The sequence below is a fragment of the Acinetobacter guillouiae CIP 63.46 genome (genome assembly GCF_000368145.1).
Lineage (GTDB): Bacteria > Pseudomonadota > Gammaproteobacteria > Pseudomonadales > Moraxellaceae > Acinetobacter > Acinetobacter guillouiae.
Genome location: NZ_KB849283.1, coordinates 2,030,113 through 2,045,440, shown reverse-complemented (window position 1 = coordinate 2,045,440; position 15,328 = coordinate 2,030,113). Strand labels below are relative to the sequence as shown.

At 40.8% G+C, this 15,328-nt stretch carries 8 protein-coding genes; 5 read left to right on the top strand and 3 right to left on the bottom strand.

The window, feature by feature from the left end; all coding sequences use genetic code 11:
• Positions 1–155 precede the first annotated feature (155 nt).
• Positions 156–1,169, bottom strand: a complete 1,014-nt coding sequence (gene hemB, locus F981_RS14605) for a porphobilinogen synthase (protein WP_016539219.1) — start codon at positions 1,167–1,169, stop codon at positions 156–158.
• Between the two features lie 99 nt (positions 1,170–1,268).
• Between hemB and F981_RS14600 the strand changes: the two genes are divergently transcribed.
• From F981_RS14600 to F981_RS14585, 4 genes are all read left to right on the top strand, one after another.
• Positions 1,269–1,802 (top strand): thioesterase family protein, encoded by a 534-nt coding sequence (locus tag F981_RS14600; protein ID WP_004722808.1) that lies wholly within the window; start codon positions 1,269–1,271, stop codon positions 1,800–1,802.
• A 325-nt stretch (positions 1,803–2,127) separates the two neighbouring features.
• Complete coding sequence (locus tag F981_RS14595) at positions 2,128–3,285, top strand: HlyD family secretion protein (protein ID WP_004722805.1); 1,158 nt, start codon at positions 2,128–2,130, stop codon at positions 3,283–3,285.
• Between the two features lie 6 nt (positions 3,286–3,291).
• Positions 3,292–4,818, top strand: a complete 1,527-nt coding sequence (locus tag F981_RS14590) for a DHA2 family efflux MFS transporter permease subunit (protein ID WP_004722804.1) — start codon at positions 3,292–3,294, stop codon at positions 4,816–4,818.
• Positions 4,819–4,962: 144 nt separating this feature from the next.
• Entirely contained in the window at positions 4,963–5,256 is a 294-nt protein-coding gene (locus F981_RS14585; protein ID WP_004722802.1) for a cold-shock protein, read from the top strand.
• 177 nt (positions 5,257–5,433) lie between these two features.
• Here F981_RS14585 and F981_RS14580 read toward each other — a convergent pair whose 3' ends face one another.
• Together F981_RS14580 and metH are read right to left on the bottom strand one after the other, a co-directional pair.
• Positions 5,434–6,165: a Fic family protein gene (locus tag F981_RS14580; protein WP_004722801.1), complete on the bottom strand. Its 732-nt coding sequence runs from the start codon at positions 6,163–6,165 to the stop codon at positions 5,434–5,436.
• Between the two features lie 309 nt (positions 6,166–6,474).
• Positions 6,475–10,164, bottom strand: a complete 3,690-nt coding sequence (gene metH, locus F981_RS14575; RefSeq protein ID WP_004722800.1) for a methionine synthase — start codon at positions 10,162–10,164, stop codon at positions 6,475–6,477.
• A gap of 259 nt (positions 10,165–10,423) precedes the next feature.
• Between metH and F981_RS14570 the strand changes: the two genes are divergently transcribed.
• Positions 10,424–14,746, top strand: coding sequence for a YadA-like family protein (locus F981_RS14570; protein ID WP_004722797.1), 4,323 nt, complete (start codon positions 10,424–10,426; stop codon positions 14,744–14,746).
• The last annotated feature ends 582 nt before the right edge of the window (positions 14,747–15,328 follow it).

Below are 15,328 nucleotides of genomic sequence, written 5' to 3'. Positions count from 1 at the left end.
GTATTCTGTACCAATTTAGAATTTTAATCCCCACCTACAAAAGCAATACTGCTTATCTTTTGAAAGAGGCGACTTTCCATTCACGACTGAATCAGTAATGGGCAGCTCCCTTTTTTAAAGGTGAGGAACCATGAGTTCAATAAGGGAGGAATGATTTACTTCATCTCTTTTAATTGACGTGCTGCATCTTCCGCATAATAGGTCCAAATACCATCTGCCCCTGCACGACGGAAGCACATCAAGGATTCCATAATCACGCTTTCAGATAACCAGCCATTTTGAATGGCTGCTGCAAGCATGGCATATTCACCACTGACTTGATAAACAAAGGTCGGGACACCAAAGGTATCTTTAACTTCACGTACTACATCCAAATATGGCATACCCGGTTTAACAATCACCATGTCCGCGCCTTCTTGAATATCGAGGGCGATTTCATGCAGTGCTTCAGCACGATTACCGACATCCATTTGGTAGTTATACTTATTACCACCTTTTAGGTTGGATGATGAGCCAACTGCATCGCGGAAAGGGCCGTAGAAACTAGACGCGTATTTTGCAGAGTACGCCATGATGCTGGTATAAATAAAATCGTTACTTTCTAAAGCTTGGCGGATTGCACCAATACGGCCGTCCATCATGTCACTTGGTGCGATCACATCTGCACCTGCTTCAGCATGGCTTAAGGCTTGTTTGATCAGGCATTGAACCGTTTCATCATTTAATACATAACCTGTATCGTCAATAATGCCGTCCTGACCATGTGTGGTATAAGGATCTAATGCACCATCCGTGATGAGTACCATCTCAGGCAGTTCTTTTTTTAACAAACGTAAAGTATTTTGAACTAAACCGTCTTCATGCCACGCAGCTTCAGCTGTTAAACTTTTGTCTTGTTGTGGTGTAACAGGGAATAAGGCAAGTTTTGATACACCAAGTTCTAATAGGGTTTCTGCTTTTTTCAACAATAAGTCTGCTGACAATCGTTGAACATTTGGCATACTTGGTACATCTTGGCTTTGGTTTTGTCCCGGAAGTACAAATACTGGATAAATGAGATGATCTGCTGTGAGTTGAGTCTCTCTTACCATTGCTCGAAGCTTATCGTTTTTACGGATACGGCGCATACGAGTAGCTGGAAAAGCAGGACGATTGAACGTATAAGTCATAACAATCTCGATGTTCAGTATTAAACTAGGCATATATTGTAGCCCTTTCATATTTTTTTTGGGAAAAAGCTGAAAATTTTTCTCAATATTGGTTTCGAAATGATGATGAGTGATTCTTCTAAAACTGATTCTGCGCCTAGCGAATCGCAAAAAAAGTGGACTGGTAATTTACATTTAGGTGCGAAAGCAGATCTAAATGTGGTGCTTAACCAACTCACTAAAGCGTTTAATGGTTCGCCTTATTTTTCACATAACAATATGCAAATGCGTGTTGTTAATGATGAGATTGAAGGCTATATCGAAATGAAACCGTATTTGATTGGCAATGTCGCATTTCAAATTTTACATGGTGGTGTGGCCGCGACATTGTTGGATAGTATTGGTGGAATTGTGGCAATGGGGGAGCTGTATAAACGTGCAGAACCAGACCAGTTGCCAGACACATTAAAGAAAGTTTCTCGTTTAGCGACAGTTGATATGCGTGTGGATTATCTTGCACCTGGACGCGGTGAATACTTTATTGCCAAAGCTGAAACCTTGAGAATGGGGCGTAAAGGTTGCACCATGCGTATGACCATGTTCAATAATGAAGGTAAGGCGATTGCGACAGCCATTGCTTCTTATGCCTATTGATCAAGCTGACTAAGTGTACTAATCAGTACACTTTTGTATTCATTGTGTCAATATAAGCCAGTAAAATACATATTTTGCTGGCTTATTTTTTTTAAAAAAATATGAATATCAATAAGATTGACCTCTTTTATAAAGATAAACTATAGAGTAATATTTTTATTCTCATAATATGATTTTTACCTGTAAAATTGGGCACCACAATTTTAAGAAGTTGACTTATTCAACCATCAAGCAACGTCATATAGATATGATTAAGCAGTTTTTCAGTTTATATCTCCAAAATGCAAAGATGTTTTGACAAGTCCAAGTAAGCTAGGAACATGCGATGACTGACGCGCAAACGACGAATGCCTCTCCAAATGATGAAAATCAAGCGCAAGCGGATTTGGAAGCCAAACAAAAACGTAAAAAAATGCTGAAGATTTTTGCCATTATTGTTGTTGTAGCTGCAATTCTATATGCAATTTGGGCTTTTATTTTTGGCAACATTGTTGAAACGGACAATGCCTATGTCGGTGCTGAAACTGCTGAAATCACATCAATGGTCAGCGGACAAGTTGCTGAGGTTTTGGTCAGTGATACTCAACAAGTGAGAAAAGGCGATGTACTTGCGATTATTGATAATCGTGATGCAAAAATCGCTGTTGCAGAAGCTGAAGCGGCGTTGACCAAAGCCAAGCGTCAATATACACAAAGCTCGGCAAATAGCAGTTCATTGTCTTCACAGATTTTAGTCAGTGCAGATGATATTAACAGTGCCAAAGCACAAGTGGCGCAAGCCGATGTGGCGTATCAACAAGCACAGCAAGAGTTTGCCCGCCGTCAGCAGTTAAGCGCGACAGGTGCAATCTCTAAAGAAGAATTTAGCAAAGCACAAAGTGCTTTAAACAATGCTAAAGCAAATGTCGATGTGGCAAAAGCAGCATTGGCGCAAACAGAATCTAAACGTAAAGCTGCACAAAGTAATTTAGATGCCAATGAAGCTTTAATTCGGGGGACCTCACAAAGTTCAACCCCTGACGTATTGGTGGCTCAAGCCAAACTTGATCAAGCACTTTTAGATTTACAACGTACAGAAATTAAAGCGCCGTTAGATGGTGTGATTGCCCGTCGTAGTATTCAAGTGGGGCAACGTATTGCACCTGGGACAAGTTTGATGAAAGTGGTGCCTTTGGCTGAACTTTATGTGGATGCAAACTTTAAAGAAAGTCAGTTGCAAAATGTGAAAGTTGGTCAGAAGGCAACCCTCACTTCAGACCTCTATGGCAAGAAAGTAGAGTATCACGGTACGGTGATCGGCTTTTCTGGTGGTACAGGTTCAGCATTTGCGTTGATTCCTGCACAAAATGCGACAGGTAACTGGATTAAAGTGGTTCAACGTCTACCTGTACGTATCAAACTCGATCCTAAAGAGTTGGCTGAGCATCCATTACGTGTGGGTTTATCCATGAATGCTGAGGTTGATACCTCTTCAGCGAAGTAATCACTTATGAATACAGCAACGTTTCAAAGTGAGCTTAAAGGTGGGCGCTTACTTCTCGCCGCCTTCTTTTTAGCACTTGCCAATTTTATGGTCGTATTGGATATGACCATTGCCAATGTTTCTGTGCCCCATATTACCGGAAGTTTAGCAGTATCAAGTTCTCAAGGGACTTGGGTGATTACCTCTTATGCCGTTGCTGAAGCCATCTGTGTACCTTTAACCGGTTGGCTTGCAGGACGTTTTGGTGCTGTTCGGGTATTTACCATCAGTCTGATTGGTTTTACTACATTTTCAATTCTTTGTGGCTTATCCAATAGTTTGGCGATGTTAGTGATCTGTCGTATTGGACAAGGTTTATTTGGTGGTCCAATCATGCCACTCAGTCAAACTTTGTTGATGCGTATTTTCCCACCCGAAAAGCATTCCCAAGCAATGGGGATGTGGGCAATGACGACCGTTGTTGGACCGATTCTAGGCCCTATTTTAGGTGGTACGATCAGTGATAACTGGTCATGGCATTGGATTTTCTTTATCAATATTCCAGTGGGTGTGATCTGTGCTGTTGGGGTGATGCGTCTATTAAAAATTGCTGAAACACCGATTGCTAAACTCCCGATTGATACCATTGGCTTAACGCTGCTGATTGTTTGGATTGGCGCATTACAGTTAATGCTCGATTTGGGGCATGAGCGGGATTGGTTTAATAACAGCTTTATTTGTATTTTGGCTGTGATTTTGGTGGTTGGATTTATTGCCTTTTTCATCTGGGAATATTATGAAAAACATCCTATCGTCAATATACAAATTTTCCGATACCGTGGTTTTACTATAGCAACAATCTCATTGGCCTTTGCCTTTGCGGCATTCTTTGGCAGTATTGTGCTTATTCCACAATGGTTACAGATTAACTTGGGCTATACCGCATCTTGGGCAGGTTATCTGACTGCGACAATGGGTTTTGGTAGCTTGATGATGTCGCCTGTGGTTGCCAAACTTGCGACTAAATACGACCCGAGAGCCTTGTCCAGTTTTGGGCTGATGATTTTGGGTGGCGTCACATTAATGCGTTCATTTTGGACCAGTGATGCTGACTTTATGGCGCTGGCGTTACCACAGATTATTCAAGGTTTTGCGGTACCGTTCTTCTTTATCCCACTGTCTAATATCGCTTTAGGTGTGGTACGTCCAGATGAAGTGGCTTCTGCTGCGGGTTTGATGAACTTTATGCGAACCATGGCAGGGGCAATTGGCGCATCTATTGCAGTGACCATTTGGGATGATCATACCAAGCTTGCACGCAGTGAAATCGTCTCGACTATGCATGTTGAGGAAACTCAGCGTAATTTGGTCAATAGTGGTTTTAGTCCTGAAATGGCGTTGGGTACCATTTCCAATTTGGTGGATAAAGAGGCTTTAACGCTTTCGGTTAATCATGTGTTTTTGATCTTTGCGATGATCTTTATTTTCGCAGGATTGATTATTTGGTTATGTCCAAAACCAAAAGGTAATGTCGGCGCAGGGCATGCACATTAGAATTTAAGTTGTATAGAAGCCTACTGAAAAGTGGGCTTTTTTATCGCTGCAATTAAGATGAGGCAAGACTATTTTTTGCTATTTTATCTATTGATCAAGATCAGGGTATAATACAGCGATTGTGTACCGCGATGAGTAATATGTATGAAGCCTGAATTCCAGCAAGGAAAAATTAAACAATACGATGCCGATAGAGGCTTTGGCTTTATTGGTGGACTTGAGCAAGATATTTTCTTTCATATTTCTGATTTTCCGCTTGCAGATGGCGAGCCAAAGCGAAATGAAAGAGTTAAATTTATCGTTGTTGAAAATAACGGCAAGTTAAAAGCAACCAAAATTGAGCGTGTTGAAGATCAATCAGCAAAAGCCAAAAAGACTAGAATTGTTGAGAATAATAAGTCGATTACCAATAATTTGTTGTCTAATTTTAGAAAGTAATAGGTATTTGGATTCAAGGGGCATTTGATTTAAATGCCTTGTATCTCTAAAAGACCAATTAAAATTAATGTCTTGCTATCTATCTATTGGCATTTGTGTCTGAACAGGATCAGGGTAAATAATTGGGTCATTCCATCCTGAATGATCCTAGCGATTATAGTGGATAAGGTTTCCCTCTTAAATTCCTAAAATCATCTGATAGGGTTTAAACCCATCCAATACGACATCAGCAATCAAATGAATAAATGGTCCAGTATTATCATTCGCCATCCATTGATCTAAAGCTTCATAGTAAGCTAATCGATTTTCTACAGTAATTACACTTGGTGGATACCCCGCTTTAAGCAATTCAAGGTTCATCAATAAGCGAGATGTGCGACCATTTCCATCAACAAAGGGATGGATCGCTACAAAGTCTGCATGAACTTTGGCTGCTCGTTCAACCGGATGTAATTTATGAGCATCACGATTATACCAATCAATAAACTGAGCCATTTTATCATTGAGCAATGTGTGGTCTGGTGGGGTAGTCGTAGCACCTGAGATTAAGACATTTTGTTGACGGTATCGCCCAGCATTTTCATCATCAATATTTTTTAAGATGAATTGATGAATATTACGAATTTGCCATTCTGAAAAGGGTTCTTGTCTTTTGATAATATCTTCAACATACAAAATTGCATCACGATGATTGATCGCTTCAAAATGCTCTCTTAATGCCTTACCACCTATCGTAATTCCTTCAAGGACAACCTTGGTTTCTAACAAGGTTAAAGTATTACCTTCAATGGCATTGGAGTGGTAAGTCCAACGTAATATGAGATCTTCGTGTAGATTTTTGACAATTGTAGATGAAAGAGGTCGATGCTGATCTAATTTAGCTTTTAAATCATCAATGATCTCAAACATGTTTTATCTCTACAGACCAAATAAAATGATCATACATGAAAAAATGATTGCAATAAAATCTAACCGCTACCTCTATCATTCACTGTATGGCGAGCAGATCTATTGTAGGCATTAGAGTCGTTAATTAAAGTATCCTTTGGGTTCTTAAATAATTATAAAATTCAATTACTTAAAAAATTTTTAATAAATTGTTAAGGATTTAAAATCAACTTTTTCTTGAAGGGAGGAATCTATCAAGCCTCCCAATTCATGTACAAGTCCCTCTTTAATAAAAAGGGACTTGCTCTTATTTTATAAAAGGGTTTCGAATTAAGAAACGGAATCATCCAAATTCGGAGCTAACCAACGCTTCGCTTCATCCAAAGTCCAGTTCTTACGCTTTGCATAATCTTCTAGCTGATCTAACGCGATTTTACCTACGTTAAAATATTCAGATTGTGGGTTGGCATAGTAGAAACCACTGACACTTGATGGTGGCCACATTGCAAAACTGCTGGTCAATTGGGTACCAATCTTATCCGTGGTGCCTAACCAATCAAACAAAGACGCCTTTTCAGAATGCTCAGGACAAGCTGGGTAGCCCGGTGCAGGACGAATACCGACATACTTCTCTTTGATTAATTCTTCATTAGAGAGTTGTTCATCTGACTGATATCCCCAGAACTCTTTACGAATACGTTCATGCAAGTGTTCAGCAAACGCTTCAGCAAAACGATCACCCAATGACTGAGCAAGAATGGCCGAGTAATCATCACCTTTGGCTTTATACTCATGTGCCATTTCTTCCGCACCAAAAATTGAAACGGTAAAACCACCCAAGTAGTCTTCGGCTTGTGCTTTGGTTGCAACAAAATCAGCCAAAGACAAATTCGGTTTACCTGTGACTTTATCCGATTGCTGACGAATATGCTGGAAGGTATGGGTTACAGATTGACCATCTTCGCTAAAGACCTCAACAGAGTCTGCGGCTGAACGGTTTGCAGGATAAATCCCAAAAACGGCACGCGCATCGAAACGTTTATTGTCAATAATGTCTTTTAGCATTGCCTGAGCTTGATTATATAAATCAGTTGCAGCTTCACCGACAATCTCATCTTGTAAAATTTTCGGGAATTTACCTGCCAGACTCCAAGAAATAAAGAATGGCGTCCAGTCAAAATATTCCACCAATGTATCAAGTGGATAATGGGTCAAGGTTTGCAAACCAATGAAGTTAGGTTTTACGGGTGGATTGGCGGCAAAGTCAATTTTTAGACCATTTTCAATGGAATCTGTATACGACAATTTAGCTGCTTTGGGTTGCTTATTGGCAATACGTTCACGTACTTTTTCGTATTCAGCACGATGTTCATCGACAAATTTAGGTTTCATTTCAGGAGACAGTAGGGTGGTTGCAACACCGACTGCACGAGAAGCATCGGCAACATAGATCACAGCATCATTTGAGTATTGCGGATCAATTTTTACTGCGGTATGTGCTTTCGAAGTGGTTGCGCCACCAATCAACAGTGGGATTTTAAAACCCTTGCGTTGCATTTCTTTTGCAACAAATACCATTTCATCAAGCGATGGGGTAATCAAACCTGATAAGCCGATAATATCGACTTTTTCATCAATCGCAGTTTGTAAAATTTTCTCACAAGACACCATGACACCAAGGTCAACAATGTCATAACCATTACACCCAAGTACAACACCAACAATGTTTTTACCAATGTCGTGTACATCGCCTTTTACAGTCGCCATCAACACTTTACCTTTGGATTGGCTACCTGATTTTTCAGCTTCAATGTACGGGTTTAACCATGCTACGGCTTGTTTCATCACCCGTGCAGATTTGACCACTTGAGGTAAGAACATTTTACCTGAGCCGAATAAGTCACCGACCACATTCATACCGTCCATCAATGGACCTTCAATCACATCAAGTGGACGTTTAGACTTTAAACGGGCTTCTTCAGTATCTTCATCGATAAAGCTAGTAATCCCTTTGACTAGCGCATATTCAAGACGCTTTTCAACATGTTCATTACGCCATTCAAGGTTTTCAACCTGTTTTTGGGCAGCACTTTGACCACGGTACTGTTCAGCAACTTCAAGCAATTTTTCTGTTGCATCTTGACCACTTTCGCCTTGGTTTTGGTTAAGAATGACATCTTCAACAGCGGCTTTTAGTTCTTTAGGAATATCATCATAGATGGCCATCTGACCCGCATTGACAATCCCCATGGTCATGCCTTGTTTGATGGCATAGTAAAGGAATACAGAGTGAATGGCTTCACGAACAGGTTCATTGCCACGGAAAGAGAATGATACGTTAGAAACACCACCAGAAATCATGGCATGTGGTAAGTTTTGTTTAATCCAGCCTGTTGCTTCAATAAAGTCCACAGCATAGTTATTGTGTTCTTCAATCCCCGTTGCGACAGCAAAAACGTTCGGGTCAAAAATAATGTCTTCCGCAGGAAAACCGATTTCATTCACGAGCACATCATAAGAGCGCTTACAGATTTCACGTTTACGTGCGGCAGTATCTGCCTGACCGGTTTCATCAAATGCCATCACAATGACAGCTGCACCATATTGACGACACAAACGTGCTTTATGGACAAACTCGTCATAACCTTCTTTTAAGGAAATCGAGTTGACGACAGGTTTACCTTGTACACATTTTAAACCTGCTTCAATGATTTCCCATTTAGAGGAGTCAATCATGATTGGCACTTTAGAAATTTCAGGCTCAGATGCAACCAGATTTAAGAAATGTACCATCGCATTTTGCGAATCGAGCATTCCTTCATCCATATTGATGTCGATGATTTGCGCGCCTGAAACCACTTGCTGTAATGCAACATCGAGTGCTTCGGCAAAGTTTTCTTCACGGATTAAACGGAGGAATTTTTTAGAACCCGTGACATTGGTACGTTCACCGACATTGACGAACAATGAGTCGTCATAAATATTAAATGGCTCTAAACCACTGAGGCGACATGCAGGCTTGATGTCAGGAATTTTACGCGGTGGTATGTTTTTGACCGCATTATAAATGGCACGAATATGGTCAGGTGTTGTACCACAACATCCACCAGTGATATTGATCAAACCACTTTCAGCAAATTCTTTTAAGAAGGCTGCTGTTTCTTCTGGTGTTTCATCATAGCCACCAAATGCGTTCGGTAAGCCAGCGTTTGGATGCGCTGAAACAAAAACATCGGCAACATCTGATACAGTTTTGACATGTGGACGCATGGCATCTGCACCCAAGGCGCAGTTAAATCCAATCGACAATAAATCGCCGTGACGCACAGAGTTCCAGAATGCTTCTGCAGTTTGTCCTGTTAAGGTACGACCAGAAGCATCAGTAATTGTGCCGGAAATCATCAGTGGTAATTCACGACCAAGCTGTTTAAAGACTTCTTTTACCGCAAAAATTGCTGCTTTACAGTTTAATGTATCAAACACTGTTTCAATGAGAAGGATGTCTGCACCACCTTCAATTAAAGCATGCGTGGCTTCAATATAATTTTCTTTGAGTTCATCAAAGGTAATGTTACGAAACGCGGGATCATTCACATTTGGTGAGATAGAGCAGGTACGTGATGTTGGTCCCAATACACCGGCGACAAAACGTGGTTTGTCAGGGGTTGAGTATTTTTCACAAGCAGCTTTGGCAAGACGGGCTGCTTCAAAGTTAATCTCATGGACTAAATCTTCCATGTGATAGTCAGACATTGAAACCCGTGTGCCATTAAAGCTATTGGTTTCAATAATGTCAGCACCAGCATCTAGGTAAGCTTCATGGATGCCTTGAATAATTTGTGGCTGAGTTAACACCAAAAGGTCATTGTTGCCTTTTAAATCAGATGCCCAGTCAGCAAAACGCTCACCACGGTAATCAGCTTCTTCCAGTTTATGGCGTTGGATCATAGTTCCCATTGCACCATCAATAATTAGGATGCGTTTGGCAAGAAGCTCTTTTAACGTGGTAAGCGTGGACATTAAAACTCTCAATAAAATCGGATTTTAAAAATAGCCGATATGTTATCAGAATGTAGACTTTCAAGGTACCAATCTTGACACACTTCCTGATGACAGATTTTTGATCTAGACAATTTAAAAAAATTCAAATAATTCATTCTAAAAAATCATGCATTTAGGGGAATACATGATTTTTTTGCACAAGCGTAAAAAAATGTTGAAACTTTAAGTTTAAGTGTTAACTTAATCACATAATTTATTATAAATGTGAGGTAAAGTCATGAATAAGGTCTATAAAATTGTTTGGAATGAATCTTTAGGCACTTGGTGTGCTATTTCTGAGGTATCCAAGACACGGGGTAAACGATCTTCTGCTAAAACAACTGTTGCAGGTGCGTTATTGGCAATTTCAGCATTGACTATGTCGAGTATGGCTGCTGCGGCTGATCACTATGTCAGTATCAATGATGGTGGTACTCAAGGGGGGAATTATAATAATGATGGAGCAACAGGTCTAAATGCGATTGCTGTAGGTGTGGGTGCGAGTGCAACTGGTGAGAGTGCGATTGCTATTGGTAATGTCACCAGCGATGCTGCAAATAGTATTGCGATTGGTAACAATAATTCGCTAAGTAATAGCGCAAGTTCTAGTACTGCAATTGGGCACAATAACAATGTTACAGGTAATGACGCTTTAGCTTTAGGTGCTAACAATACTGTAAAAGATTTTTCTGGTGTTGCAGTAGGCAGTTATAACAATGCCGAGGGATATCGTTCTATTGCAGTCGGTGCGGAAAATAAAACTAAAGGTCAATGGTCTTCTGCATTTGGTGTTTGGAATATCGCAGATGGAGAGCGAGCTACAGTTTTAGGTGCCAATAATACAATCCAGGGTACTCGTGCTATAGGTGTGGGTGTCGCCAACGAAATTTCAAGTGCAAGTGAATATAGTTCAGCTGTTGGGGCATTTAATAAAATCACTGATAACACGAAGTCTTTGACTGCAGGTTTTCGTAATACGGTTATTGGCGGTGAGAAAAATAGTGTTCTTGGGAACGAAAATACACTGAATAATGCTAAGAATACAACTGTATTAGGCAATAAAAACACGGTTGCTCAGGAGAATACTCAAGTCCTCGGTAACAATGTCACAACGACTCAAGCCAACAGTGTCGTTTTAGGAAATGAATCCACAGATCGTGCAGCGAGTGTTGTAGATAAAGTGACAATTAATGGCGAGGATTATGCCTTTGCAGGTGTGGGTTCAGCAGCCAATGGCGTCGTCAGTGTGGGTAAAGTGGGTGGTGAACGTCAAATTATCAATGTTGCTGCAGGTGAAATTAGTGCAAGCAGTACAGATGCTGTTAACGGTTCACAATTGTATGCGACAAACCAAGCAGTTGAAAAACTTTATGCAGGTGCTGGCGATACGACCCATTATGTCAGTATCAATGATGGTGGTACTCAAGGCAATAATTACAACAATGATGGGGCAACAGGTAAAAATGCTGTAGCAGTAGGTGTAGGTGCGAGTGCAACTGGTGAGAGTGCGATTGCTATTGGTCTAAATGCAGGTACCAACAATGATGGGGGCTGGAATACCAGTGTTGGATCGAATAGTGGAAAAAATACCAAAGGCCAAAAAAATACAGCTTTAGGTGATGACGCTGGTCGTGATGTCACGGGAAATAACAACACAGGATTGGGAGTGAATGCGGGTGTAAACGTTGTTGGTGATAGTAACCTTGCTGTAGGTGACTCGGCTGGAGGTAATGTGGAAGGAAGCGGTAACACTGCTTTGGGTAAAATGTCAGGTAGTAACGTGATTGGTACCGCAAATACTGCGACTGGACAAGGATCAGGTAGTAATGTTAATGGGCGTAATAATTCAGCTTTTGGTGTACGGTCAGGTACTGATATCATTGGTGAAGGGAATACAGCAATGGGTTTACTATCCGGCCGAAGTGTTACAGGAAGCTACAATACTTCAGTGGGATATGCAACAGGCGGCAGCGGAAAAGGCAGTTATAACAATTCTTTAGGCTATATGACGGGTATTTCTACTAAAGGGAATTTCAACAGTGCAGTGGGTCCTTATGCAGGTCAGGAAGTTGTAGGTAACAATAATACCGCTGAAGGTCGTTCTGCGGGTATCGAAGTTAAAGGTGATTCTAATAGTGCAGTGGGTGATTCAGCTGGACAAAGAGTTACAGGTAACCGTAATGTTGCCTTGGGTCGAGCAGCGGGTCAAGGGCTAAGCAATGTAGATGATACAACCAGTCTAGGCAGTGGGGCTAAGGCTACTGTTAGCAACAGTGTTGCTTTGGGTGCAAATAGCGAGGCGATTCGTGATGTAAACAGTGAAGTTGCTTATGTACCGTTAGGTACAACGATTGTCGCAGCCAATGCGACGGGTGGTGAAGTGTCAGTGGGGACGGTTGGAAAAGAACGCCGTATTACCAATGTTGCAGCAGCGAGCCAAGATACTGATGCAGTAAACTTATCACAACTTAAAGCCGTTCAGGCCGCAACAACTACACATTATTTCAGTGTTAATGATGAGGGTATTCAAGGTCTCAATTATAACAATGATGGTGCGACGGGTAAAAATGCTTTAGCTGTAGGTCGTGCTTTAGCGGGTGGTGAATCGTCAGTTGCTATTGGTGAAGGTGCATCTGCAAAAGCCGATTTTTCTACCGCAGTGGGCTTTTTGAATACTGTAACTGGTAAAAACTCTACAGCGATTGGTGCAAGTAATAACGTTGCTCAAGATAATACTCAAGTCCTGGGTAATAATGTCACAACAACTCAAGCCAACAGTGTGGTCTTAGGTAACGCATCCACAGATCGTGTAGCAACTGCTATAGATAAAGTGACGATTAATGGCGAGGATTATGCCTTTGCAGGTGTGGGTTCTGCTGCCAATGGTGTCGTCAGTGTCGGTAAAGTCGGTGGTGAAAGACAAATCATCAATGTAGCTGCAGGTGAAATTAGTGCAAGCAGTACAGATGCTATTAATGGTTCACAATTATATGCCACAAATCAAGCGGTTGAAAAACTTTATGCTGGTGCAGGGGATACGACTCATTATGTGAGTATCAATGATGCTGGTAACAAAGCGGGTAATTATAATAATGATGGTGCAAGTGGAGCGCTTGCTGTAGCAGTAGGTGTTGGTGCGAGTGCAAAAGGAGATGGTGCTACTGCGCTTGGTCTTAATTCATCAGCCAAGAGTAAAGATGCAGTTGCGCTTGGAACGGATACACGTGCCGAACTGGAAGGTAGTGTTGCTCTTGGTAAAGGCTCAGTTGCTAATACTGCGGCCGGTATCGCAGGCTTTGATCCATTGACAGGGTTTGGTTCTAGCAATACTGGGAGTACATGGCGAAGTAGTGCAGCGGCATTTTCCGTGGGAGATGTCTCAAGGGGTATCACTCGTCAAATTACTGGTGTAGCAGCGGGTACAGCAGATACAGATGCGGTCAATGTTGCACAATTAAAGGCTGCAATATCTAAAACCAATGAAGCTAAAGGATCTACAGAAACTGTAAGTGCAGGTAAAAATACTGAAGTAACAAAAACCACTAAGGCTGATGGCTCAACTGATTATCAAGTTGCAACCAAAGATGATGTAAGTTTTGAGTCTGTAACGGTGGGTAATATTAAAGCTGATTCACAAAGCAATACCATCAGTGGTTTGGCTGACGGTAAGGTGAGTGCTGATTCTGATCAAGCAGTTAATGGTAGTCAATTGCATGACACCGCTGAAAGTGTTGCAAATGCATTGGGTGGAAATGCAAAAGTTAATCCAGATGGAACGATCAAAACCAGTAATATTGGAAATACAGGTAAAGACAATGTACATGATGCGATTGCTTCAATACATGGACAGGTTGCTGGCGCTAAAACCAGCGTGTCTGCTGGTAAGAACACTGTTGTAAACAGTAGTACCAATACGGATGGTTCAAATAACTATCAAGTGGCTTTGGCAGAGGATATACAGTTAAATTCTGTTACTGCGAATCAAGTCACAGCAAAGCAAGTTACAGCGAATAAGGTCGATGTTGGTAAAGTCACGATTGATGGGACAACAAATAAAGTCAGTGGTTTAGCAAATGGTGAAATTACCTCAAGCTCTACGGATGCCATTAACGGTTCACAATTACACCAAACCAATAGCAGTGTGGCGCAACATTTAGGTGGCGGTTCCACACTGAACAAAGACGGTTCGATTGGCGCACCCACCTATAATGTCGCTGGGGGAACTTTCCATAATGTCGGGGATGCCTTGGGTGCTATAGATACTCGGGTAAGTAATCTGGAACAAGCTTTCTATGACACCAATAAAAACATGGATGACTTGCGTAACGATACTTATGCGGGTATCGCAGGTGCGATGGCGGTAGGTAACTTACCACAACCCACTGAAGCGGGTATGAGTATGGTCAGTGCGGGTGTCTCTGGTTATCGCGGTGAAACTGCTGTGGCGATCGGGGTGAGTGCGATTACGGACAGTAATAAGATCGTTTGGAAAATGGGTGCTTCTGCTGACAGCCGTAGCAATATTGGTGGAGCAGTGTCTATGGGCTATCAGTGGAAATAATTTTAATTAAACATAAGTATTAACTTTATATTCAAGATCAACTTTCAGGATGATCTTCAACAAAAAACTCAGTGTTTACAGAACGCTGAGTTTTTTATGCACATTACAAATTGAAAAGTAAACGATTGCTTGATCTATTAGAGCAAGCCTTTAAAAAGCGTGTAAAACATTGCTTGGATGATCTCTTTATTTTTTGCACATTATTTGTCTAACATATGCAATTCAAGACGATTTATTGATGAGGCAGAGTACTTTAGTGAAAGGAAAATTGTTGGCCTTAAACTTGCATAGATTCGGTAAACGGAATTTATTGGAACATATATAAAAATAAACTTAAAAGCATGTTTGTTTTTTCATCAATTTGTCATAAATTTCAGGAAAAATGGCAATGCCAAATGATAAATAGTTCAAATCGGTCTGAAATATTACAAATATTATTTCAGCCTGAAATATAATATTTTGCTTAAGTTGTATTGATTTTATTGGTGTAAGATACTAATTATAAATAAAAAAAATATTAATTTTGTCGCTTGTGTAGCGAAATACTGAAGTGAAATAATTATAAATTTCACTTCATATGAC